At 75.7% G+C, this 24355-nt stretch carries 17 protein-coding genes; 9 read left to right on the plus strand and 8 right to left on the minus strand.

What is annotated here, in order from left to right:
• Positions 1-16 precede the first annotated feature (16 nt).
• Positions 17-2599, plus strand: coding sequence for a helix-turn-helix transcriptional regulator (locus IF73_RS0104925; protein WP_063833402.1), 2583 nt, complete (start codon positions 17-19; stop codon positions 2597-2599).
• 12 nt (positions 2600-2611) lie between these two features.
• Here IF73_RS0104925 and IF73_RS0104930 read toward each other — a convergent pair whose 3' ends face one another.
• Positions 2612-4222 carry a CAP domain-containing protein gene (locus IF73_RS0104930; protein WP_158821915.1) on the minus strand — a complete coding sequence of 537 codons (1611 nt, stop codon included), beginning with the start codon at positions 4220-4222 and terminating at the stop codon, positions 2612-2614.
• Positions 4223-4366: 144 nt separating this feature from the next.
• Between IF73_RS0104930 and IF73_RS0104935 the strand changes: the two genes are divergently transcribed.
• Positions 4367-5344 (plus strand): serine hydrolase domain-containing protein, encoded by a 978-nt coding sequence (locus IF73_RS0104935; protein ID WP_031003783.1) that lies wholly within the window; start codon positions 4367-4369, stop codon positions 5342-5344.
• A gap of 32 nt (positions 5345-5376) precedes the next feature.
• On the opposite strand, the gene IF73_RS0104940 is transcribed toward IF73_RS0104935, so the two are convergent.
• The 3 genes from IF73_RS0104940 to IF73_RS0104950 all read right to left on the minus strand — a co-directional run bounded on the left by IF73_RS0104940 (position 5377) and on the right by IF73_RS0104950 (position 8242).
• Positions 5377-6651 carry an MFS transporter gene (locus tag IF73_RS0104940; RefSeq protein WP_078867941.1) on the minus strand — a complete coding sequence of 425 codons (1275 nt, stop codon included), beginning with the start codon at positions 6649-6651 and terminating at the stop codon, positions 5377-5379.
• Positions 6652-6730: 79 nt separating this feature from the next.
• On the minus strand, positions 6731-7309 hold the full coding sequence (locus IF73_RS0104945; protein WP_158821917.1) for a hypothetical protein: 579 nt from the start codon (positions 7307-7309) through the stop codon (positions 6731-6733).
• Between the two features lie 96 nt (positions 7310-7405).
• Positions 7406-8242: a DUF6585 family protein gene (locus IF73_RS0104950; RefSeq protein ID WP_031003789.1), complete on the minus strand. Its 837-nt coding sequence runs from the start codon at positions 8240-8242 to the stop codon at positions 7406-7408.
• 170 nt (positions 8243-8412) lie between these two features.
• Here IF73_RS0104950 and IF73_RS0104955 point away from each other — a divergent pair, with 170 nt between their 5' ends.
• Positions 8413-9459: a LacI family DNA-binding transcriptional regulator gene (locus IF73_RS0104955; protein ID WP_051716530.1), complete on the plus strand. Its 1047-nt coding sequence runs from the start codon at positions 8413-8415 to the stop codon at positions 9457-9459.
• A gap of 7 nt (positions 9460-9466) precedes the next feature.
• Here the strand turns inward: IF73_RS0104955 and IF73_RS0104960 are convergent, their stop codons facing one another.
• Positions 9467-12265, minus strand: a complete 2799-nt coding sequence (locus IF73_RS0104960; RefSeq protein ID WP_031003793.1) for a glycosyl hydrolase — start codon at positions 12263-12265, stop codon at positions 9467-9469.
• A gap of 339 nt (positions 12266-12604) precedes the next feature.
• Between IF73_RS0104960 and IF73_RS0104965 the strand changes: the two genes are divergently transcribed.
• The 4 genes from IF73_RS0104965 to IF73_RS0104980 all read left to right on the plus strand — a co-directional run bounded on the left by IF73_RS0104965 (position 12605) and on the right by IF73_RS0104980 (position 18330).
• On the plus strand, positions 12605-13909 hold the full coding sequence (locus IF73_RS0104965) for an extracellular solute-binding protein (RefSeq protein WP_031003796.1): 1305 nt from the start codon (positions 12605-12607) through the stop codon (positions 13907-13909).
• A 1101-nt stretch (positions 13910-15010) separates the two neighbouring features.
• Entirely contained in the window at positions 15011-15958 is a 948-nt protein-coding gene (locus IF73_RS0104970) for a carbohydrate ABC transporter permease (RefSeq protein WP_031003798.1), read from the plus strand.
• Positions 15955-16857: a carbohydrate ABC transporter permease gene (locus IF73_RS0104975; RefSeq protein WP_031003799.1), complete on the plus strand. Its 903-nt coding sequence runs from the start codon at positions 15955-15957 to the stop codon at positions 16855-16857. The genes IF73_RS0104970 and IF73_RS0104975 overlap by 4 nt, the downstream gene beginning before the upstream one ends.
• Positions 16858-16929: 72 nt before the next feature.
• Positions 16930-18330, plus strand: coding sequence for a GH1 family beta-glucosidase (locus tag IF73_RS0104980; protein WP_031003801.1), 1401 nt, complete (start codon positions 16930-16932; stop codon positions 18328-18330).
• A gap of 16 nt (positions 18331-18346) precedes the next feature.
• Here the strand turns inward: IF73_RS0104980 and helR are convergent, their stop codons facing one another.
• Together helR and IF73_RS0104990 are read right to left on the minus strand one after the other, a co-directional pair.
• Positions 18347-20506 (minus strand): RNA polymerase recycling motor ATPase HelR, encoded by a 2160-nt coding sequence (gene helR, locus IF73_RS0104985; protein WP_031003803.1) that lies wholly within the window; start codon positions 20504-20506, stop codon positions 18347-18349.
• 212 nt (positions 20507-20718) lie between these two features.
• Complete coding sequence (locus IF73_RS0104990) at positions 20719-21000, minus strand: hypothetical protein (protein ID WP_031003805.1); 282 nt, start codon at positions 20998-21000, stop codon at positions 20719-20721.
• Positions 21001-21201: 201 nt separating this feature from the next.
• Between IF73_RS0104990 and IF73_RS0104995 the strand changes: the two genes are divergently transcribed.
• The gene (locus tag IF73_RS0104995) at positions 21202-21867 is read left to right on the plus strand and encodes a GOLPH3/VPS74 family protein (protein ID WP_031003807.1); all 666 of its coding nucleotides are present in this window, start codon (positions 21202-21204) and stop codon (positions 21865-21867) included.
• A 14-nt stretch (positions 21868-21881) separates the two neighbouring features.
• On the opposite strand, the gene IF73_RS0105000 is transcribed toward IF73_RS0104995, so the two are convergent.
• Positions 21882-22478 carry an HD domain-containing protein gene (locus IF73_RS0105000; protein WP_031003809.1) on the minus strand — a complete coding sequence of 199 codons (597 nt, stop codon included), beginning with the start codon at positions 22476-22478 and terminating at the stop codon, positions 21882-21884.
• A gap of 258 nt (positions 22479-22736) precedes the next feature.
• On the opposite strand from IF73_RS0105000, the gene IF73_RS0105005 reads away from it, so the two are divergent.
• Positions 22737-24305, plus strand: coding sequence for a phosphodiester glycosidase family protein (locus IF73_RS0105005; protein ID WP_031003811.1), 1569 nt, complete (start codon positions 22737-22739; stop codon positions 24303-24305).
• Positions 24306-24355: the final 50 nt, after the last annotated feature.

Below are 24355 nucleotides of genomic sequence, written 5' to 3' on the forward strand. Positions count from 1 at the left end.
CGTTAGCGTGACGGGCGTGACCGCCGACACCGGACCCGTGCTGTACGGACGGGAGGCCGAACTGGCCGCCGTCTCCCAGCTGTTGTGCCCGACGGAGCGGCCGCTGGGGGGCGAGCCGCTGGTCCGTGTGGCCGGCGGTCCCGGGGAGGGGCGCTCCGCCCTGCTGGCCCGCGCGGCCCGGGACTTCCCCGGTGCGGCGTACGTGGTCGGCGCGCCGCGCCGGCAGGTGCCGTGGAGCGGGGCGCGGGCGCTGTTCGACGCGCTGGTCCCGTCCGGGGCGGGGGCCGGCCGGGCGGCTCGGCTCGCCCGTGGCCCGGACGGGATCGCGGCGGCGCTCGCCGCCTCGCTGCCCGGCCGGGGGCCGGTGCTGCTCTGCCTCGACGACTTCCCGCTGTGGGACGCGCACTCGCGGGCCGCGTTCACGGCACACTGGCGGGCCTCGCACCCGCGCGGCAGCGCCCGCGTCGGCTGGCTCGTGGCGTCCGCACCCGGCCGCCCGCTGCCCGCGGCGGACCCCGTGGACGGCACGGACGCCGCACCGCTGGTCCGGCTGCCGCGCCTCCACCGCGCGAGCGCCCGGGCGCTGGTGGCCGGCGCCGCCGGAGGGCGCGTCGACCCCGCCGTGGGCGAGCGGCTCCTCGACGAGGCGGCCGGGCACCCGGGGGTCCTGGCCGAGGCGGTCCGCCGGCTCGCGCCCGGCGTGCTCGCCGGGACGGTCCCCCGGCCGGGGCGGCTGGTCGACGACGGCGTCCTGGTCACCGTGTACGGCGGGCTGCTGGACGCCCTCCCGGCGGACGGACGCCGGCTGCTGGGCGTGGTGGCGCGGGCCTGCGGCGCGCCGGACGCGTCGAGCCCCGCGCCCGGGGACCCGAACCGCACGGCCGCCGGCACGGCGCTGGCCCGCGCCCGCTCCCTCCGGGTGCCGACCGAGGCCCTCGACGGTCTGGTGGCGGCCGGACTGCTGCACCTCCGGGACGACGCACTCGCCTTCCCCGACCCGTTCCTGCGACGGGCGGCGGCGGCCCAGGACGGCCGGACCCACGGCCGGGACGGGGACCGGGAGCGGGAGCGGGACCGGGGCCGGGACCGGCGGCACGTCTCCACCGCTCCGCCCGACCCCCACGAGCGGCACCGGGCCGATCGTCTCGGGCCTCCCCCGGTCGTGCGGGCGCGGTCGGCCGCGGCGCGGGGGCGGGCCCTGCTGACGCGGGGGTTCGCCGCGCTCGCGGGCGGGCCGGTGATGGACGCGCACGAGGCGTTCCTGCAGGCGGCGAAGGTGCTGCGGGACCGGGAGCCGGCCGAGGCGGCGGACGCCCGGTTCCTCGCCATGGAGGCCGCGTGGGCGGCCGGGGACGTCGGGGCCTGTCTCGCCGCGCTCGACCTGGCCCCCGCCGTCCCGGGCACCGAGCGGGCCTTCGCCGAGGGGCTGCGGGCGGCGCTCACGGTCCGCCCGGACCAGGCGCGTACCCCGCTCTCCTCGGTCGTCGCGGGCGGTGCGGCCCGCGACGAGCCCAGGCTGCTGCTGCGGGCGGGGTCGGCCGCGCTGGTGCTCGGCGACGTCACGGCGGCGGCCCGGCTGCACGGCCGGGCCCTGGCGCGGGCGCGGGCCGAGCAGCGGGCGTCGCTGCTCCCCCGGATCCTCGAACACCTCGCGTACGCCGAGCTGCGCGCCGGACGGTACGCCCGGGCCGGGCACGCCGCCGGGGAGGGGCTGCGCGCCGCCCGCGCCACCGGCCAGCTCAACTCGGCGGCCCACCAGCACGCGGTGCTGGCCCTGGTGGCGTCGGTGACCGGCGACGGGTCGTCGGTCGCGGAGCACGCGGAGCGGGCGCTCGCGATCGGACGCCCGCACGGTCTCGCCCAGGCGGTGACGCTCGCCGAATGGGCGCTGGCCCGGGCGGAGCTGGGCGGGGGTCTCGCCGCCCAGGCCGCCGCGCGCCTCGCGCCGCTGGTCCGCCCCGGCCCGCGCGGCGGCCACTTCGCGCTCCGCATGCTGGCCGTCCCGTGCTTCGTGGAGGCGGCGGTCGCCTCGGGGCGGGCGGTGGAGGCCCGGGCGGCGACGGAGGAGTACGCACGCTGGGCGGGGTACGGGCTCGACCGGCCAGCCCCCGCCCAACTGGCCCGCTGCCGCGCCCTGCTGGCCCCGCACGGCGAGGAGACGCACCGCTGGTTCGGCGAGGCCCTGCGGCACCACGAGACCGGCGGCAACGACTTCGAGCGGGCCCGCACCCTCTTCGCGTACGGGACCTGGCTGCGCCGGCGGCGCCGGCCGGGCGAGGCGCGGGGCCCGCTGCGCGACGCCCTGGTCGCCTTCGAGCGGGCCGCCGCCGAGGGATGGGCCCGGCAGGCCCGCGCGGAGCTCCGGGCGACGGGTGCGCCCGGCGCGCGGCGGCCCGACCCCTCCGCCCTGGCCGGGCTCACGCCGCAGCAGCGGCGGATCGCCCGGCTCGTCGCGGACGGCGCCACGAACGAGGAGGTCGCGGTGCGCCTCTCGCTGAGCCCCCGGACCGTCGACCACCATCTGCGCGGCGTCTACGCCAGGCTCCAGCTCCGGTCCCGGGTCGAACTGTCCGCCCTGGTCGCGGCGGCGGAGCGGTGACCGTCCGGCCGGTCAGCGGGCGCCGAAGACCTGGGTCCAGTAGGGCCCGCCGTCGGTGTGGATGCCGACGCCGATCTCCTTGAAGTCGCAGTTGAGGATGTTCGCGCGGTGGCCGGGGCTGTTCATCCACGCGTCCATGACCTGCTCGGGCGTCGTCTGCCCCTTGGCGATGTTCTCGCCGTAGGTGGTCCACGGGTAGCCGGCGGCGGTGACCCGCTCCCCGGGGCCGTCGCCGTCGGGGTTGGTGTGGTCGAAGAAGTCCCGGGCGGCCATGTCGTCGGAGTGGCCCTGGGCGGCGCTGGTGAGGGTGGCGTTCGCGGTGAGCGGCCCGCACCCCGCCTTGGCGCGTTCGGCGTTGACGAGGGAGATCACCTGGTCCGCGGCCGACCCCTGGCCGGTGTCGTTCTGCCTGCCGCCGCCCGGGTCCGGTTCGGTCGTCGGCGGCGCGGTCGTCCGGGTGGGCTCCGGGGCGGTCGTCGGGGCGACGGTCGGCTTCGCCGGGGTCGCGACGGGGCTCGCGGTGGTGCGGCGCGGGGTGGGGGTCGCCGTGGTGGGGCGCGCGGTGGCGGTCTTCCCGGCGGAGGGCGTGGCGGAGGCGGTCGGCCGGGCGGACGGCGTGCCGGTGCCGGAGGGGGTCGCGGTGGAGGTGGCGGGCGAGACGGACAGCGAGTCCGGGGAGTGGCTGAGGGGGACGTCGGGGCCGGGCACGGTGGCGCGGTTGGCCTCCAGGAGTTCCTCCTGCCCGCCCCGCCCGCCGTACAGCGAGAACGCCCCGCCGGTCACGGCGACGACCGCGATACCGGCCGCGACGGCGGCCCGCCGCCGGGTCCGCTCCTCGACCTGGCGCCGGCGCCGGCGGTCGGCCCGCGTCCCGCGCGGTCCGACGGGCACCGCGGCAAGCCCTCCGAGGTCGTACGCCCGCGTCGGGGCGTCGGCCTCGACGGCCCCGACCTCGACCTCGACCTCGACCTCAGGGTGAGGGTGAGGCCCGGGCACCGCTGGGGCGGCCGTCGCGACGGGCGCCAGCCCGCTGCAGGCCGCGCACGTGCCGGTGTGCGCGGCCAGATGGTCGCGCCAGCCCGGGCCGGGCCGGCCGTCCCAGCCGGCGGTCAGCTCCCGGAGCCTCGGGCAGCGCGGCCGGCGGGCCAGCGCGGCGCCGACGGACCGGGCCGCGTCGACGCGGGTCCGCACGGTCTCCATGCGCAGGGCGGTGTCCTCCGGCGTCCACTGGAGGGCGGCGGCCGTCTCGTACCGCAGGAGCAGCCCCTCGTCCTCCAGCGAGCCGAGCGCGGCGAGCACCGCGTCCTGCACGTCCAGCCAGCCCCCGGCCTGGTCGAGGCCGACGGCCGTGTGCGCGAGGGTGGTGTCCACGGCGAGCGCGACGAGCCAGGGCCGGAACGCCTCCGGGTACGGCAGCGTGTGCAGGGTGCCGTGGGCCCGGCGCAGGGTCTCCTGGACGACGGTGCCGGCGGCGACGGACGGGCGGGCGACGAGGGCGCGGGACACCAGGGCGTGGACGAGCGGCTGATGGGCGCCGAGGACCTGGTCGCACGCCCAGGGGTCCCCGTACTGCGCCGCCCGTATCCGTTCCGTCATCTCGTCCGCACCTGTGGTCCGCTGCACGCCGTCCGTCCTTCTCTCGCCCGTTCCCGGAGTTACCTGCGCCTGGGAGAGCCTCGGCCGGGGAGGGGGATAACGGAAAGAGGGAAAGCGGAATCCGTGACATGGGTCACAGCGGACGGCGGAGCAGGTCATAGGGTGGTCCCCATGGGTGGGGATCATGGTGACGAGTGGCTGGCGGGGCGCCTGCGGGCGCTGACGGGCGGGCGGTTCCCGGTGGCGGGGGCCGTCGTCGGCCCCGGGGGCGCGGTGACGGCGTCCGTGGGCGCGGCGCTCGGGGCGGACTACGAGATCGGGTCCGTGTCGAAGGGCGTCACGGGGCTGCTGTACGCGGACGCGCTGGAGCGCGGGGAGGTGACGGCGGGGACGGCGCTCGGCGCGCTGCTGCCGCTCGCGGACGTGCCGGCGGGCGCGGTGACGCTGGGGGCGCTGGCCACGCACCGGTCGGGGCTGCCGAGGGTGCCGGCCTCGGCCCGGCCGTGGCGGCGGACGGTCGCGCTGTGGCGGCACGGCACCAATCCGTACGGCGAGGACGTCGCCGGCCTGATCGACCAGGCCCGCTCGGTACGGCTGGGCCCGCCGCGGCCCCGCTACTCCAACCTCGGCTTCGAACTCCTCGGGCACGCGCTGGCGGCCGCAGCCGGGACGTCGTACGAGGAGCTGGTCGCCGACCGGATCGGCGGGCCGCTCGGGCTCGGCTGCTTCTACCTGCCCGCGGATCCGGCCGGGCTGCGGCCCGGCGCCCTCGCGGGGACGACCCGGCGGGGCAGGCCGCGCGAGCCGTGGACGGGCGAGGCCCTGGGGCCGGCCGGCGGGATCCGGGCCGACATCGGCAGCATGGCGCGCCTCACCGCCGCTCTCCTCGACTGCACGGCACCGGGGACGGCCGCGCTCGATCCGGTCGCCCGGTTCGGCGCGGGGACCCGGATCGGCGCGGCCTGGATCACCCTGCGGGTCCGGGACCTGACGGTGACGATGCACAACGGCGGGACCGGCGGCTTCCGCTCCTGGCTCGGCCTGGACCGCGCCTCCGGCACCGGCGTGGTCGTCCTGGCGGCGGCGTCCGTCTCCGTGGACCGGCCGGGGTTCGCGCTGCTCACGCGCGACCGGGCCGGGACCGCCTGACCGCGCGCCCGGCATGATCCGAAAGACACGGCCTAGGCGTCGGCGTCCCGGGTCCGGGCCGCCCAGCGGGAGACCGGGCCGGTGGCCGCGGCGGCCAGGGCGAGGAGGGCGCCGAGCAGCAGCCAGCCGAGGGGCCCGACGCCGATGAGGAGGGTCGTGACGACGAGCGGGCCGAGCGACCGGGCCACGGGGACGCCGGCGCCGTAGAAGCCCTGGTACAGGCCGATCCGGTCGGCGGGCGCCAGGCCGAGGCCCAGCTGCCAGGAGCCGGCCGCGTGCCGCATCTCGCCCACGACGAGGAGGACGGCGCCGAGCACCAGGACCGCGACGGCCGCGCCGGCGCCGAGCCCGGGGAGCGCGGTCGCGGCGAAGACGGCGCAGCCGGCGAAGAGGACGACGCCCGCGCCCCGGACCGCCGCCGCGGCGGTGCCGAGGTCGGTGACGGAGCGGGCGGCGCGGACCTGGAAGAGGGTGACGGCCGCGGTGTTGAGGACGAAGAGCGCCGAGACGGTCCAGCCGGGCGCCGCCGTCCGCTGCGCGATCCACAGCGGCAGGGCCAGGCTGAGGAGCGGCATCCGCAGCAGCAGCAGCGCGTTGAGGAGCGTGAGGACCACGTACGGCCGGTCGCGCAGCACGGCCGTCCCGGAGGCCCCGCGCGCGGCGGTCGGGGCGGCCGGGGTCGCCGCGGCTGCGGGGAGCCTGCCCAGCAGCAGGGCGCAGCACAGGAACCCGGCCGTGTCGAGGGCGAAGACGGCGAGGTAGGCGTCGCGCGTGCCGGCGTGCAGGGCGAGGCCGCCGAGGGCCGCCCCGACGGCGAGGCCGCCGTTGAGGACGGCCTGGAGCCGGGCGAGGACGGCGGTCCGGTCGGCCGGGGCGACGAGTCCGGCGAGCAGCGCCTGCCGGGCGGCGGCGAGACCGCTCTGGGCGCAGGCGTACAGGGTGGCGGCGGCGAGGAAGGCCGGGAAGGAGCCGATGAGGAGGAAGGAGGCGACGGCCGCCGCGGTCACGAGCGCGAGGAGGACGGAGACGCCTCGCGGGCCGCGCCGGTCGGCGAGCGCCCCGAGCGGCACCCCGGCGGGCGAGCCGACCGCCCAGGCGATGGCGAGACCGGCCCCGACCTGGGCGGCGGAGAGCCCGACGACATCGGTGAAGTAGAGCGCCGAGGTCACGTAGAAGGCGCCGTCGCCGACGGAGTTGCTGAGCTGGGCGAGGAGCAGGGTGCGGGGTGCGGACGGTCGCGCGGCCGGGGAGGCGGGGGCGGGGACGGTGGTCGCGACCGTGGGGTGCGCCGGGGAGGTGTTCGCCATGGACACGACGGTACGCCGAAGTGGCCCGCGCTCCTTGGTCCATTGACGGCCTGTGGGACTGGGCCACTTCGACGGTCCGTCAGCGGCCGTACATGCCGCGGCACAGCTCCGCCGCGCCTATGGGAGCGTCGATCCGCTGCGCCTCGCGGCAGAGGTTCCGCATCTCGGGGACCTGTGTGCCCGCCGGCCGGGGCGTGGGTGCGCGGGCGGGGGCGGGGACAGGTGCGGGAACGCTGCGCGGGGTCACCGCACGGGTCCGGGGCGGGCGTTGCTTCGTCGCGGCCGGGCGGGGCGGCGTCGTCCGGGGTGCCGGGGCGGGCGCGCGCGTGGCGTCGGATCCGCTGCCGTGCCGCACCGGCGCCCGGCCGTCCCCGTGCGGGCGTCGCGCGGGGGTGTCCCGGGACTCGCGCGCCGGCGCCGATCCGGTCTCCCGGGGCTCCCCCTCGGCCTCCGCCAGTTCCTCCCGGGGCTCGGGCTCGACCGGCCGCGCAGGGCGGGCCGGGAGCGCCGACGGGGGGCGCTGGGCGGCGGGGGCGAGCGCGGGCGGGACGGACCCCGGCGGCCGCGGGGCGGGCGGCGCGGACGGCTTCGGGAGCGCGACGCACCCGCCGACCAGGAGGACGGTGAGCAGCGGGAGCGCGGTGCGGCGGACGTTCATGGCGGTCACGCTGCCGTACGGGGGTGGCGGCGGGAGCCGCTACGGGCCGCGACCACCGCCACGGGTGAACGGCCGGCCCGCCGGGGTGCCGCCCGGTCAGCGGGCCGGTCCGGCGGCGCGCAGGGTCTCCATGAGGGCGAGGAGCAGGGAGACGTCGGGGGTGTAGCGGGTCGGGGCGACGACCAGCGGGCTCCGGCGGCCCTCGGCCCGGACGGTGATCGTGCCGTCCTCGACCTGGACCCCGCTGACGAGGTGCCAGAGCGCGGAGGTGCGGCCCGAGCCGAGTTCGGCGGCGTTGAGCCAGATGATGCCGAAGGAGAGCCGTTCGCCGGCGTCGAGGCGGGCGAGCGCGCCGGGCAGCTGGGCGCGGGCGGCGTCGTGGCGCAGCAGCGGCCCCCAGACGTCGCCGCCGGTGAAGAGGCTGCCGACGACGAGGTTGCGGCCCTCGGTGTCGGTGAGGCCGAAGGAGTACGTGACGGAGAGCGTCCGGCCGTTCCGGGTGCGGCGGACCGTGTTGTCGAGCACCGTGGTGTCGGCGTAACGGACCACCCGGATCCGGCCCTTGAGGTGGACGACGAGCCCTCCCTCGTACTGCTCCAGGCGCGCGTCGCCGGTGCGGGCGCCGAAGACCAGGTGGCCGAGGAGCGAGATCACGCAGAGGACCAGGGAGAGGCCGGGGACGAGCGCGAGGGCTCCGTAGCCGCCGGCGAGGGACGCGACGACGGCCGCGGCGAGGACGGCCGCGAGGACCGCGACCCCGAGCGCGCCGCGGTTCCGCGCCGGGGCCGAGGAGGCGTGGCCGCCGCGGTGCCCGCCGAGCCCGGCCCGTGCCGCCGCCTCCCTCATCAGCCGTTCCTGGTCACCCTGTTCGGCGTCTGTCCGCACCATGGTCTCCCCCGGTCCCGTGTCGGTGTCGTCGGTCTGCGTCGCCATGCTACGGGCAGATCAGAACCCTGTTCTAGAATTGTGTTCTGAACCACTGGCGGCCCGCCGGCGGGGTTCGGCTCCAGAGAGCGCTCTCAGGCCGCTCACCCGTACGGATATCCTGGTCCCGGTACATCACGCGGTCCGTCCGGGCAGCCGCCCGCTCCCGGACCGAGCAGATGAAGGGGGCCCACGTGGCCGAGCAGACGACGAGGGCGCGTCCGACCCTGGAGGCCGTCGCGGCCCTCGCCGGAGTGTCCCGGGCGACGGCCTCCCGGGTCGTCAACGGCGGCGCCGGGGTGCGCCCCCCGCTGGTCGAGAAGGTCCGGCAGGCGGTCGACGCGCTCGGGTACGTGCCGAACCTGGCGGCCCGCACCCTGGTCACCCGGCGGAACGGCGCCGTGGCCGTGGTCATCGCCGAGCCGGAGTTCCGGATCTTCTCCGACCCCTTCTTCCAGGAGCAGGTGCGCGGCATCAGCCGTGAACTGACCGCCCACGACTCGCAGTTGGTGCTGCTCTGGGTGGAGAGCCCGGGCGACTACGACCGGATCGCCCGCTATCTCGCCGGCGGGCACGTCGACGGCGCCCTCGCCTTCTCCCTGCACGACGAGGACGAGCTGGCGGCGGTGCTGCGCCGGGCGAAGGTGCCGACGGTGCTGGGCGGGCGGCCGACGGACGGGATCGGCCAGGACATGCCGTACGTGGACGCCGACAACCGCGGCGGGGCCCGCGAGGCCGTCCGGCTCCTGGTCGGCCGGGGCTGCCGCACGGTCGGGCACCTCGCCGGGCCGCGCGACCAGACCTCGGCGGTGGACCGCGCCGAGGGCTGGCGCGACGCGCTCGGGGAGCCGGATGCGGACCTGCTGTGTCAGGGCGACTTCACGGCGGAGAGCGGCGCCCGGGCGATGGCCGAGCTGCTCGTCCGGCGGCCGGACGTGGACGGGGTGTTCGCCGCCAACGACCTGATGGCCTCGGGTGCGCTGCGGGTGCTGCGGGAGCGGGGGCTGCGGGTGCCGGAGGATGTGGCCGTGGTCGGTTTCGACGACGTGGCGTCGATCGCCGAGCGCACGGAGCCGCCGCTGACGACGGTCCGGCAGGACATCGAGGGCATGGGCCGGCTGATGGTCCGGCTGCTGATGCGACTGCTGAACGACCACGGGTCCGGGGCGCCCGCCCCGGACCCGCTGATCACGCCGACGACGCTGGTGCGCCGGGCGTCGGCCTAGCCTCCGCTCAGTCGAAGGGGATGACCACGACCGAGTCGGCCGTCCCCGTCCTGACCGTGGACGGGCCGTTGCCGATGGCGCTCCACAGTTCCACGCGGACGGTGCCGCCGCGCAGGTCGCCGAGGGTGCCGGTGGCGGACTTCAGGCCGCGGGTCTGGTCGTAGCGCTCCCAGCCGGTTACCGGGTCGGTGGCGAAGTAGTGGTACGTCTCGGTGCGTTCGAAGCTGCCGTCGCCGGTCAGGTCGTAGCTGACCCGGACCTGCTGGCCGAGGCCGACGGTGGTGCCCGCGTCCACCGCGAGGCGGAAGGCGGTGGCGGCGCCCGGGGTCAGGGTGCCGGTGACGTTCCGCGCCTCGTAGACGAGCGGCTGGTACGGGGTGCCGTCGTGGTTGGCGCCGCCGGCGGAGGCGATGGTGTCGCTGCCGGCGGTGGTGTCGGTCGCGGTGGTCAGCTGGCCGCCGCTCTTGAGCCGGAAGGTGTCGCCGGTGCTCGGCTCGGGGCAGGCCGGTCCGCCGGGCTGGCCGCAGGGGATGGTGCCGGTGCCCTTGCCGGTGGCGGTGGAACGGGCCGGTACGGTCAGGGACTTGCCGTCGGAGAAGGTGACGGTGACCGGGGCGGAGCCGTGGTTGTGGGCGGCGTAGGTCCGCTCGGTGCCCTTCAGGAAGACGGCCGAGGTGGGGATCGAGCCGGTGACGGTCGCGTCGGGGGCGCCGAGCGCGTCCAGCGTGGTCAGCCAGTGGTAGGTGTGGGCGCGGGACTCGCCGGCCTCGGGGGTGTAGTTCCCGCCGACCGCGTCGAAGCGGCCCTTGGCGCGGGCCGGCTCGGCGAGCGACTCGAACTCCCAGAGAATGTCGCGCCATTCGACGGCGGGGCCGCCGTTCTCCCGCTCCATCTCGGCCAGGTTGCGCCGGATGGCGCCCGGGTAGGCGCCCATGTGCAACGCGTTGCCGGAGGTCACCGGGAGGGTGTTGATGCCGTGGATCTCCTCGGGGTTGGCGGTCCACCAGGTGGAGTAGGCGCCGCCGCTGCCCCAGACCATGCCGACGGTGTCGTGGCCGAAGGAGCCGGGGAAGACCTGCTGGTCGGCGTCGAACCAGTACTGGCCGATGGCGTCGGACTCGGTGGCGAGGAGGTAGCCGCCGAGGTCGCGCAGGGCGGTGTCGCCGGTGGCCGAGCCCCACAGCACGAGCGCGGCGCTCAGGTTGGTGGACTCGGAGGAGGACTCCTGGTTGTTGCCGGCGGCGAAGCCGGAGTGGCCGGAGGCCCAGCTGTGGCCGGCGTAGACGTCGAAGCCGCGCAGGAACGGGAAGGCCGTGTCGGTGCGGCTGGGGTTGGCGACGTCGCGGACCAGGGTCTTCACCATGCCGCCCCAGGCCGAGTCGGCGGCCCACGCCTGGTCGTACTGGGCGACGATCGCGGCGGCGTACACGTAGTAGCCGTAGTGGAAGTGGTGGTCGTTGAGCTCGGTGTCGCTGCCGTAGGAGGCCGGATAGCCGGTCAGGGTCTTCCAGGTGCGGTCGTACGAGAACTCGTTGGCGCCGCCGGCGGTGAACCAGTCCTGGAGCCGGCCCTTGAGCAGGCCGAGGAGCCGGTCGCGCAGGGCGGTGTCGCCGAGCTGCTCGGCGAGCGGCACGAGCTGGGCGAGCTTCCCGAGCGCCTTGCCGGTCCAGTACGTGTCGGTGGCGCCGGAGAACGGGTCCGCGGAGTTCACCACCTCGTTCAGGTACGTACGCAGCCGGGCCTGGTCCACCGCGCCGGAGGCGGGCAGCCCGGGCAGGACGGCGGCCTGCCTCCGGCTGGTGGTGAAGCTCCGGCTCTCGCGGACCTTCATGGTGCCGCGCGGGGAGACGTAGGTGTACGGGGTGAGGGCGTCCGTGGTGTTGAGCCACTGGTGGCGGTAGAGGGCCTGGAGGGTGCCGGTCTCGGTGCCCTCCTTCGCCTCGGTGGTGAGGGCGTAGGTGGCGTTGATCCTGCCGCCCGAGGACGACCAGGTGACGCGGGAGCCGGTGACGAAGCTGAAGGCGTACCTGCGGAAGGTGGCCAGCGCGTCGGTGGAGGGCAGGACGGCGACGGAGAAGTAGTCCTTGCCGCCGAGGCCGGCGGTCACCGTGGTGCCGGAGACGTTCCAGTCGGTGCCGGTGGGCGAGAAGAGGGCGTAGTGGTGGCCGGCGACGGTGATGCCGAGGACGTTGCCCTGGTCGGCGAAGACGGTGGGGGTGGACGCCGTGGTGATGCGGGCGTCGCCGCCGGTGCCCTTGGCGTACACGAACGGCATGCCGTGGCCGATGGTGGTGCGCAGGGTGCGGGCGCCGTCGGACCAGAGGGGGGTGACGGTCCAGTCGGACCAGTCGTCGGCCTTGGTGTCGGGCGAGTTCAGGCCGGTGAGACCGAGGGTGAGGTCGGCCTTGTGGGCGAACTCGTACTGCCGCCCGTCGCCGACGATCGCGGGCGTGGTGGGGTAGCCGATCTGGAGGCCGCCGGCGACGGCCTGGTAGGTGAGCGGGTGCCCGTACATGGGGGTGGAGTACGGGTTGTCGCCGTAGCGCTGGAAGGCGAGCGAGGACCACCAGTCGTTGGTGGGAACGGGCCGGTCCTTGGCGGCGGCGGTCACCTTGGGGGTGACGGGGGTGCCGGTGTTGGTGGTGGGGCCGGAGGTCCCGGCGGGGCGGGTGTCCGAGTACCCGCCGGCGCCCACGGGGACGGTGGCGGCGGAGGCGGGACCGGCGGCGGCCGGTACGAGACCGGCGGCGGCCAGGGCGGCGGTGAGGACCAGCGACGCGGCCGGTCGGGAGCGGGGAGCTGACACGTACAGCACCTCGTTGGCTCGAAGGGGGTTCGTGGGGGTTCACGGGTTTCGTCCGTCGGCTCGACGGCTCCTGAGAGCGCTCTCAGCAGTGCGCAACGTAAAACTCCCGAAACCTGAGCGTCAAGAGACGGGACGCGAAGCGGTGTTGGGGCGACGGCTCCGTAGGAACCGTTCGATTCGGAGCCGTTACGCCTTCGAGTCTTGACGGGAACGGGAGAGTCGGGGCACGCTCCAGACCGTTCTTGAGAGCGCTCTCAAGCGTCCCTCCGGTCTCCGGGAGGACCCGGAGCCGTCCCTCGCCTCTCCCCCGATCCGTCCCGACGCCAAGGGAGCCCGTCCATGCCCATCACCCGAGCCGCCACCCAGGCCGCCCTCCGCCTCGGAGCGGTCGCGCTCGCCGGTTCCCTGCTCGCCGCCTGCGGATCCGGCTCCTCCGGCACCGCCTCCGACAAGCCGGGCGGCGAGGTCACGATCACCGTCGACCTCTTCGGCTCCTTCGGCTACAAGGAGGCCGGGCTCTACGCCGAGTACGAGAAGCTCCACCCCGGCGTCACCATCAAGCAGACCGACACCGAGGACGAGGCCGACTACTGGAAGTCGCTCCAGACCCGGCTCGCCGGCGGCGGCGGCCTCGCCGACGTCCAGGGCATCGAGGTCGGCCGGATCGCCTCCGTCACCCAGCAGCAGGCCGACCGCTTCGAGGACCTGCGGAAGTACGGTGCCGACGGGCTCAAGAGCCAGTTCGCCGACGCCAAGTGGGCCGCCGCCACCGGGAAGAACGGCGAGGTCCTCGGCCTCGGCACCGACGTCGGCCCCGAGGCGATGTGCTACCGCACCGACCTCTTCGAGCAGGCCGGACTCCCCACCGACCGGGCCGAACTGGCCAAGCGCTGGTCCACCTGGGACGGCTACCTGGAGCTCGGCAAGCAGTACAAGGCCAAGGCGCCCGCCAAGAGCGCCTGGCTCGACAGCGTCGGCAGCCTCTTCTCGATCATGATCGGCCAGGAGAAGGAGCGCTACTACGACGCCTCCGGCGCCCTGATCTGGGAGACCAACCCGGCCCTCAAGACCGCCTGGGAGACCTCCGTCGAGGCGAGCGGCGCCGGCCTCAGCGCCAAGCTCGACCAGTGGTCCCCGCAGTGGAACCAGGCGTTCGCCGCCGGCTCCTTCGCCACCATCCCCTGCCCCGCCTGGATGCTCGGCTACATCAAGGGCCAGGCCGGCGAGTCCGGCAAGGGCAAGTGGGACATCGCCGCGCTGCCCGGCGGCGCCGGCAACTGGGGCGGCTCGTACCTCGCGGTGCCGCGCGCCGCGCAGCACAAGAAGGAGGCGTACGAGCTGATCAAGTGGCTCACCGCGCCCGAGCAGCAGGCCAAGATCTTCGCCAAGCAGGGCAACTTCCCCTCCTCGACCGGCGCCATCGCCGAGGTCGCGGACACCACGGACCCGTACTTCTCCGGCGCGCCGATCGGAAAGATCTTCGGCGACGCGGCCAAGGCGGCCCCGGTCCAGGTCCTCGGCATCCACGACCAGAACATCAACCAGCAGATCACCAACGCGCTGAGCGAGGTCGAGCGCAAGGGCCTCGCCCCCGAGAAGGCGTGGGAGAACGCGAAGAAGGGCGTCGCGAACACCCTCGGCTGACCCCGGCGCGCCTCTGGCCCGGCGTGCCTGACCCGATGTCTCCGGCCCTGCGGGACCCGGTCCGTCGGACCCCGCCAGGTGGGACCCGGTCCGACGGACTCCAGCCCTGCGGGACCCGTCCGGACGGACCCCGGCCGGGGGGACCCGGTTCGACGGACCCCCGGCGGGGCCCGGCCGAAGGACTCCGGCCCTGCGGGACCCGGTCCCGGCGGACCGCGCCAAGGTGGGACCCGGTCCGACGGACTCCAGCCCTGGGGCCTGTCCGTTGGACTCCCGCCCTGCGGTCCCACCGGGAGGGACCCCGGCCGGCGGGACCCGGTTCAACGGACTCCCACCGGCGGGACCCGGCCCGACGGGGCCCCGACCAGCCGGACCCGGTCCGAAGGACTCCAGCCCTACGGGGCCGGCCTGATGGACTCCGGCCCTGCGGGGCCAGGTCCGTCGGACCCCGCCAGGTGGGACCCGGTCCGAAGGACTCCAGCCCTACGGGGCCGGACCGACGGACTCCGGCTCGGCAGGTTCCGGCTCGGGCGGGCCCCGCGCTGGCGGGCCGTCGGGACGGATCCCTCCGGCGCGGGCCCGGCCTGGGCGGGGCCGATCCGGTCGGCCCTGGACCGGGCGGGCCTCGCTCCGGATGGCCCGGACCGGACCGACCGCGACCGGGTGCGGCACCGGCGAGAACCGAGCCGGTGACGTCGGGCCGTACGGAACAGCCCGGTGACCCCGGCCTGTTCGGTGCCCCGTCCGGGCCGGGCACCGGTCCGGTGCCCGGCCCGCCCCGGGCCCTGACCGATCGACCCGACCTGGCCAGGGGACCCGACCCGATCAGCCCAGCCCGGCCGGGGCCTGGCCCGGTCTATCCGGCCCGGCAGAGCCGCCGACCCGGGTGGTCCCGGGCCTGGGCGGGGCCGAGCCGGCTCCGCCCCGCCCGGGGCGACCGGAGCCCGCGGGCTGCGCCGACCCGGGCGCGCGGGCTCGCTCACCCGTCCCGGGACGGGCGCGCGCCGGCTCGCTCGTTCCGGCCGGGGCGGCTCCCCCCGCCCCGGCCACCCGCTCCACCGCCTCACCCTCCTCCGTGACCGTCTCCCGAAGGGCCGCACCGTGACCCTCACCGCACCGGCGAAAGCCGTCACCGTCCCGCGCCAGCCGGTTCTCCGGCGGGCGTGGCGCGCGGTGTCGCCGTATACGTACGTCGCCCCGTTCTTCACCCTCTTCGCCGCCTTCGGGCTCTTCCCGCTGGTCTACACGGCGTACGTCTCCCTCCACCGGGTCGAGCTCCAGGACCCCGGCGCCATGGAGTGGCGCGGGCTCGGCAACTACACCGCCCTGTTCGGCGACGAGTTCTTCTGGACCGCGCTGCGCAACACCTTCACCATCGGCGTGCTCTCGACCGTCCCCCAGCTGGTGATGGCCCTGGCGCTGGCGCATCTGCTCAACCACCGGCTGCGCGGCCGGACCTTCCTGCGCACCGCGATGCTGCTGCCGTACGCCACCTCGGTCGCCGCCGCCACCCTCGTCTTCGCCCAGCTCTTCGGCCGCGACTTCGGGCTCTTCAACTACGTCCTCGGCCTGGTCGGCGTCGGTCCGATCGACTGGCAGTCGGGCACCCTGAGCTCCCAGATCGCCGTCTCCACCATCGTCGTGTGGCGGTGGACCGGCTACAACGCGCTCATCTACCTCGCCGGCATGCAGTCCATCCCGTCCGAGCTGTACGAGGCGGCCGAGATGGACGGCGCCTCCCGGTGGCGGCAGTTCTTCCACGTGACGCTGCCGGGGCTGCGGCCGACCATCCTCTTCACGGTCGTCGTGTCGACGATCGGCGCGACCCAGCTCTTCGGCGAGCCGCTGCTCTTCGAGGGCTCCATGTCGGGCGGCATCTCGCACCAGTACCAGACCCTCGGCCTGTACATGTACGAGCAGGGCTGGGGCTTCTTCCACCTGGGCCGGGCGGCCGCGATCGCCTGGGTGATGTTCCTGCTGATCCTGGTGCTCGTCGGGGTCAACGCCCTGATCGCGCGCCGCCGTTCCCGCAAGGAGGCCGGCCGATGACCGCGCTCGCCGACCCGCCCGCCCCGGTCGTCTCCCCCACGGGACGGCCCCCCGTCCGCCGCCGCCGGTCGGGCGCCGGACGGACCCTGAAGGCCGGACCACTCGCGTACGCCGTGCTGATCCTGGCGGTCCTCGTCTCGGCCTTCCCGTTCTACTGGACCATCGTCGCCGCCAGCCGCACCAACGCCGACCTGGCCCAGGTGCCCCCGTCGCTGGTGCCCGGCCCCCACCTCATCCGGAACTTCGAGGCCGTCCTCGCCGAGGCCGACATCGGCAAGGCACTGCTCAACTCCCTGATCGTGTCCGGCTCGATCACGGTGGGCACGGTGCTCTGCTGCACCCTCGCCGGGTTCGCCTTCGCCAAGCTCCGCTTCCGGGGCCGGGGCGCGCTGCTCGCGGTCACCGTGGGCACGATGATGATCCCGCCGCAGCTCGGCGTCATCCCGCTCTTCATGCTGATCGCGGAGCTCCAGTGGGTGAACCAGCTCCAGTCGGTGATCCTGCCCGGCCTCGTCTCCGCCTTCGGCGTGTTCTTCATGCGCCAGTACCTGGTGCAGTCGCTCCCCGACGAGCTGATCGAGGCGGCAAGGGTGGACGGCGCCTCGACGGCCCGGATCTTCTGGTCGATCGTCGTGCCGATCGCCCGCCCCGGCATGGCCGTGCTCGGCCTGCTCACCTTCATGGCCGCCTGGAACGACTTCTTCTGGCCGATCGTGGCGCTCTCCTCGCAGGAGCCGACCGTCCAGGTGGCGCTCCGCCAGCTCGGCGGCGGATACGTCCACGACCAGTCGGTGATCATGGCCGGCACCCTGCTGGGCACGCTGCCCGTGCTGCTGGTCTTCGGCCTGCTGGGCCGCCAGATCGTCGGCGGCATCATGCAGGGCGCGGTCAAGGGCTGAGCCCCCGCCCTCCCCGATGCCCCCACCCCTTCCTCCTCCCCTCCCCTTTCCTCCCTCTGGAGTTGTCTCCTCATGACCGCTGTCGACGCCCGCCCCGACTCCTCCGCGACCCTCCGCTTCCCGGAGGGTTTCCGCTGGGGCACCGCCACCGCCGCGTACCAGATCGAGGGCGCGGCCACGGAGGACGGCCGGACGCCGTCCATCTGGGACACCTTCAGCCGGACGCCGGGCAAGGTCCGCAACGGCGACACCGGCGACATCGCCGCCGACCACTACCACCGGGTCCGCGAGGACGTGGCCCTGATGCGCGAACTGGGTGTGACGGACTACCGGTTCTCGGTGGCCTGGCCGCGTGTCCAGCCGACCGGGCGCGGACCGGCGCTCCAGAAGGGCCTGGACTTCTACCGGCGGCTCTGCGACGAGCTGCGGGAGGCGGGCATCCGGCCGGTGGCGACGCTGTACCACTGGGACCTGCCGCAGGAGCTGGAGGACGCGGGCGGCTGGCCGCGCCGCGAGACCGCCGCGCGGTTCGCCGAGTACGCCGGGATCGTCGCCGACGGACTCGGCGACCGGGTCGCGACCTGGACGACGCTGAACGAGCCGTGGTGCGCCGCCTTCCTCGGGTACGGCAACGGCGTGCACGCCCCGGGCCGGACGGACGACGCGGCCGCGCTGCGCGCCGCGCACCATCTGAACCTGGCGCACGGCTGGGCGGTGGCGGCGCTGCGGGAGTCGCTGCCGGCCGGCACGGAGGTCTCGCTGACGCTCAACCTGCATGTGGTGCGGTCGCTGACGGAGTCGGCGGAGGACCGGGACGCGGCACGGCGGATCGACGCGGTGGCGAACCGGATCTTCCTGGACCCGGTCTTCCGGGGCCGGCTGCCGGAGGACCTGGTGCGGGACACGGCCGGCGTGACGGACTGGGCGTTCGTACGGGACGGGGACCTGGCGGCGATCGCGGCGCCGATCGACTCGCTGGGCCTGAACTACTACTCGCCGACGGTGGTCGCGGCGGGCTCCTCGGAGTCGCCGTCGCCGTGGGCGGGCGCGGAGCGGCACGTGCGGTTCCTGCCCGCGCCGGGGCCCCGGACGGCGATGGACTGGCCGGTGGACGCGGACGGGCTGTACGAGCTGCTGGTGCGGCTGCGGGACGAGCTGCCGCACGTGCCGCTGGTGATCACCGAGAACGGGGCCGCGTACGACGACTACGCGGACCCGTCCGGGCAGGTGCGCGACCCGGAGCGGGTCGCGTATCTGCACGGGCATCTGGCGGCGGTGCGGCGGGCCGTCGAGGACGGCGCGGACGTGCGCGGCTACTTCCTGTGGTCGCTCCTGGACAACTTCGAGTGGGCCTTCGGGTACAGCAAGAGGTTCGGGATCGTGCACGTGGACTTCGCCAGCCAGCGGCGGACGCTCAAGGACAGCGCCCGCTGGTACGCGGACGTGATCGCGCGCGGCGGGCTGCCGTCCTGACCGTCCGGGCCGCCGGTCAGCCGGTGGTGAGGACGACGAGCCGCTGGGTGGCCCGGGTCATCGCCACGTAGCGGTCCACCGCGCCCTCGATGCCCTCGCCGTACTCCTGCGGGTCGAGGAGGACGACGAGGTCGAACTCCAGGCCCTTGGAGAGGCTCGGCGTGAGCGCCCTGACCCGGGGGCGGTCGCCGAGCTCGGGGAGGCGTCCCTCGGCGGCGATGACGCAGGCGACGCCGTCGGCGTGCTCGGCGAGCCAGTCGTCGAGGAGGGTGTCGAGCTCGGCGGTGGTGCCGTGGTGGACCGGCGTGCCGGAGGCGCGGACCGAGGTCGGCACGTTGGCGTCCGGGAGGGCGGCGCGGATGACCGGCGCGGCCTCCGCCATGACCTCCTCGGGGGTGCGGTAGTTGATGCTGAGCGAGGCCGTCTCGATCCGGTCGAGGCCGACGCGCTCCAGGCGCTCGCGCCAGGTCTCGGTGAAGCCGTGCCGGGCCTGGGCGCGGTCGCCGACGACGGTGAAGCTGCGGGACGGGCAGCGGACGAGCAGCATCTGCCATTCGGCGTCGGTGAGTTCCTGGGCCTCGTCGACGACGACGTGGGCGAACGGGCCGGCCAGCGGGTCGGTGGTGGCGGCGGGCAGGCCGGCGTCGTCGACGAGGCTGTCCTGGAGGTCCTTGCCGAGGAGCATGGTGACGGCGCCCTCGCCGTCGTCGTCGGAGCGCACGATGTTGTCGATGACGCCGGCCATCCGCTCCTTGCGGGCGGCGAGGGTCGCCTTCTCCCGGCGCTTGCGGGCGGCGGACCGGGGGTCGCCGAGCCGCTGCCGGGCCGCGTCGAGGTACGGCAGGTCGGACTCGGTCCACGCCTGGGCGTCGGCCCGCTGGAGGGTGCGCACCTCGTCCCGGTCCAGCCAGGGGGCGCACAGGCGCAGGTAGGCGGGGACGGTCCACAGGTCGCCGACGAGGTCGGTGGGCTCCAGCATGGGCCAGGCGCGGTCGAGGGTGGAGACCAGCTCCCGGTCGCTCCGCAGGGCCCGCTCGAAGAGGACCTCGGGGACCTCGTCGCCGGCCTTCTCCCTGAGGAGGGTGACGAGCTCCTCCCAGATCAGTTCGCGGGCCTCGTTGTGCGGGGTGCTGGGGCCGGGGGCGTCGAAGACCTCCGCCCAGTCCTCGGCGGTGACGGTGAGGTCGCCCCAGTCGGTGGTGACGTGGGTCGGCTCGGCCGGCGGCTCCTCGTAGAAGCGGACGGCCTTCTCGATGCCGCGGACCAGTGCGGCGGAGGACTTGAGCCGGGCGACCTCCGGGTCCTTCTCGGGGCCCGCGGTGGCCCCTTCGGGGACGAGGTCGCGGACGGTGCAGGTGCGCACGCCCTCCTCGCCGAGGCTGGGCAGCACGTCGGAGACGTAGGCGAGGTAGGGCTGGTGGGGGCCGACGAAGAGGACGCCGCCGCGGCGGTGGCCGAGCCGGGGGTCGGAGTAGAGCAGGTAGGCGGCGCGGTGCAGGGCGACGACGGTCTTGCCGGTGCCGGGTCCGCCGTCGACGACGAGGGCGCCGCGCGAGCCGGCGCGGACGATGGCGTCCTGGTCGGCCTGGATGGTGGAGAGCACGTCGCGCATCCGCTCGGAGCGGTTGGTGCCGAGGCTGGCGATGAACGCGGACTGGTCGTCCAGGGCCGCGTGCGCGTCCAGGCCGCCCTCGGTGAAGACCTCGTCCCAGTAGTCGGTGACCGCGCCGCCGTTCCAGCGGTAGCGGCGGCGGCTGGCCAGTCCCATGGGGTGGGCGTGGGTGGCGCCGAAGAAGGGCTCGGCGGCGGGCGAGCGCCAGTCGACGAGCAGCCGGTTCCCGGCGCTGTCGGTGAGGCCGAGGCGTCCGATGTAGAGGGGCTCGGAGCCGTCGGCGGAGACGATCCGGCCGAGGCAGAGGTCGAGGCCGAAGCGGCGCAGGGTGCGCAGCCGGCCCGAGAGCCGGTGGACCTCCAGGTCACGCTCCATCGCCTCGCGGCCCGCGCCGCCGGGGGCGCGGCGCACGGCGTCGAGCCGCTCGGAGAGTTCGGCGACGGCCTGGTCGAGGCTCTCCGCGATGGCCGCGAAGTGCTGCTCGTCGTCGGCGATGAGCGCGGGGGCGGCCTTGGCGGCGAGACGGTCGGGAAGCTGGAAGGGACCGGTGGTGCGCAGCGGCATGGGCACGCGGGGAATCTCGTTTCGGCAGGTGACGGGGTAGATGTGCGATTGTGCGGCATCCGGGGGGCCTTGCCGCAAGGCCCCCCTTGCGCTATACCTTGAACATGGCGGGAGGTGTTCCCGCCTTTTTCTGTGCCCGGGCGCGTTCGGGGCTGTGCCCGGCCCGGCCGGTGCCTGTGCCCGATACCCGGCGGCGGGTGTCGCCGGGCGCGTCAGCGGGTGTCGCCGGTCCAGTCGAAGCGTCCGGGGTCGCCGTCCCGCGGACCGTACACCGCTCTGCCGTCCGCCCCGTAGCGGCCCAGCTCCGTCTCCAGGACCGCGCCGGCGCGTATCTCCTCGCCGGTCCAGTCGGTCACGTCGAGCAGCAGCCCGTCGAGCGGGCCGCCGACCAGCTCCACGTAGACGCGCCCGGGGCGCGGTCCGGGGCGCGGGTCGTCGTGGTCCTGGCCGTAGACCCGGCCACGCAGCAGTTCCTCGTCACGGTCCCCGCCCATGCCGCCGTCCTTCCCCCTGTCCCTGGGACTGTCGCTCTGCCTGTCCATGGCCCCAGCGTGACAGCCGCCACTGACAACGGCCCCCCGGCCGGCCCGTACGGACGTTCCCGTCGGTCCCGAGGCAACCGGACGGGCCGTCAGACCGTCCTCCCGGGCAGAGCCGCCGGAGCGTGTCCGGCGCCCCCACCTGGAAGGATGCCGATGACGATCACGCTCGCCGAGGAGATCGCCCTGCTGTCGCTGGACGACGAGTCCGGGGAGGCGAAGGAGCGGCACGCCGCCGCGTGGGCGGTCGCGGGCGGGATCCTGCTGGAGCTGGCGTTCGCCGGGCGGGTGTCGGTGGCCGGCGGGCGGATCGCCGTCGCGGACGGGAGCCCCACCGGGGAGCCGCTGCTCGACGAGCGGCTGGCGCTGATCACCGCCTGGGCGGCGAAGCGGGACCGGGCTCCGAAGGTCACCGAGTGGCTGACGAGGGACCAGGCGAAGGCGCCGGCCGCGACGGTCGCGCGGCTCTGCGAGCGGGGTCTGGTGGCGGAGGAGAAGCACCGGGTCCTGGGCCTGTTCCCGGTGCGGCGCTACCCCGAGGCGGACGGCTCGGCGGAGCGGGAGCTGCGGGAGCGGCTGCGCGCGGTGGTGCTCGACGGCGCCGCGCCGGACGAGCGGACGGCCGGGCTGGTCGCGCTGGTGCACGGGGCGAAGCTGCACCGGCTGGCGTTCCCCGGGGAGCCGCGCAAGGAGATCGCCGCGCGGATGGCGGAGCTCGCGGAGGGGCAGTGGGCGACCGAGGGCGTCCGGGTGGCGATCCGGGACATGCAGGCGGCGGTGACCACGGCGACGGTGGTCACCCTCTTCGCGGCCACCAGCTGAGCCCGGCCGGGCGGTCAGGTCACGGCGTGACCGTACGTGGCGGCCAGGGCGTCCAGTTCGGGGTCCCCGTACAGCCGGCGCAGGGCCTGGAAGACGGTGACCTTCTCGGGGCCGAAGCGGCTGATGCGCACCTCGAAGCTGTCCGGGGAGACGAACCGCGGCGGGGTGGACTTGGAGTGGAACTTGTCGGCGTACATGACCATCCGCTCCTCGGGCGTGACGGGCACGTAGTCGGCCGGCGGGATGGGCAGCCCCTGGGCGAGGACGTCCTCCTGGGTGATGCCGACGCCGGTGTGGCAGGAGCAGAAGCGGCAGAGGGCCTCGGGCAGGCCCTCCTCCGCGAGCAGCCGGTGGCCGAGGACACCGTGGGTGACGTACGAGGCGCCGTCGATGCGCCCGGAGGTGTCGTACAGCCGGTAGACGCCGATGTCGTGCAGCAGGCAGCCGGCGCGGACGAGGTCGGCGTCGACGCCCCGGCCGGAGCGGGAGAGCAGCTGGTCGGCGATGGCGGCGACGATCTCGCAGTGGGTGAAGACGAGTTCGAAGGCGGCGTCGCTGGGGGCGTGCTTCCGGTGCAGCGCCCGGATCTCGTCATATGAGGGGATCTCCACCCCGGAAGGATATCGGGGCGGGACCCCGCCCCCGACGGGGTGCCGCGGGCGGCTGACGGCCCGGGCCGCGGGCCCGCCGGCTACGGCGGGCGGGTGATGTACGGAGCCGGGCCCGGCGGTCCCGCGCCCGGCCGGGGAAGGGAGGGGAACCGAACCTTCCACGACTCTGCGGCCGGCGGCGAACTCCCGGCCACCCTCCGGCAACTGACGGCGTGTTGTCTCCGTATCCAGGTGCGTTCCGACGACGGAAGGACTCCCATGCAGCGCAGGTCCCTCGCCCTCCTGGCGGCCGTGGCGGTCCTGTCCGCCGCCTCCGTGCCCCTCGCGGAGGCCCGCCCCGCCGTCACACGCCATCCGGTGGACGGCGCGGCGGCCGTCACCAGTACGCCGGCGCCGGGCGTGACGCTCACCACCCTCACGTACGGACGGCGGGACGCCGGCCACGTGTGGACCGTCCAGGTCAACCTGCCCCAGCACCCCGACGGCCCGTTCGCCGGCGCGCCGCTGGCCCTCGGGCCGCGCGGGACGGCGGTGCGGGTGGCGGAGGCGCTGCGGGCGGCGGGGTTCGAGCCGCGGGTGGCGGAGGTGACCACCCCGGCCTACGCGGACCTGCGGCCCGCGGTGCTCGGCTGGACGGTGCGGACCGGCGGCTACCCGGACGAGGCCGGGGCGGCGGCGCTCGCCGGCCGGCTCCGGACGGCCGGGTTCACCGCCCGCACCCGCTACACGGCCCAGGACGGCACCGACGACGACGCGCCGCAGCGCGTCCACGTCCTGCGGATCGACCTGCACGAGTCCGGCGGCCGGCTGGAGACCGGCCACGGGCCCACCCTCCACGGCACCGAACCCCTGACCGCCCTGATCGGCGCGGCGGGAGCCGTCGCCGGGATCAACGGGCAGTGGTTCTACGACAGCGCCCCCGGCGGCCTCTACGTGCGCGACGGCCGGCTGCTCGGCTCCGCCACCCAGGGACGGTCCGGCATCCGGCTGGAGCGCGGCGGGCGGTCCTTCTCCGTCGACACCTTCACGGCCCGGGTGACGGTCACGGCGGCCGGGGAGACCGCGGAGGTCGACGGCGTCAACCGGCTCCCGGGCTCGATCTGGAACTGCGGCGGCGTCGGCGGCGACCTGCCGACCGAGCGCCCGCAGCACGACGTCCGGTGCACCGACGACAGCGAACTCGTCCGCTTCACCCCCGAGTGGGGCGCGCCCCCGGCCGGCCCCGGCGCGGAGGCCGTCCTGGACTCCCGGGGCCGGGTGACATCCGTCCGGCACAGCCGCGGCGCCGCCGTCCCGCCCGGCGGGTCGACGCTCCAGGGCACCGGCGCCGGCGCCGCCTGGCTGCTGCGCACCGTGCGGGTGGGCGCGACGCTCGCCTTCGACGAGCGCGTGCGGGACGGCCGGGGCCGCCCGGTCCCGCTCCACCACGACACGACCGTCCTCCAGGTGGGCCCGGCCCTGGTCCGCGACGGCGAGGTGGCGGTGAACGCGCTGGCCGACGGCGTCGTCCGCGAGGGCCCGGACCAGTCCTTCACCTACGAATGGACGGTGCGCGCCAACCCCCGGTCCATGATCGGCGTGGACGACCGGGGCCGCCTGATGCTGGTCGTCGCCGACGGCCGCCGCCCCGGCGTCAGCGAGGGCCTGGGCATCGACGGCGCCGCCCGCCTGATGCGCGCCCTGGGCGCCCGGGAGGCGCTCAACCTCGACGGCGGCGGTTCGAGCGTCCTCGCGACGGCGGCGGGCATCGTCAACCAGCCCTCCGACGCCGCCGGCGAACGCTCCCTCGGCACCGGCCTCCTCCTGATGCCCCCGGGCTCCCGCTGACGGCGCCGGATCCCCTCCCCCGGTGGGCCGGTGGCGGGTGCGGCGACAGG

Origin of the sequence: Streptomyces sp. NRRL F-5727, assembly GCF_000719555.1 — a bacterium.
Lineage (GTDB): Bacteria > Actinomycetota > Actinomycetes > Streptomycetales > Streptomycetaceae > Streptomyces.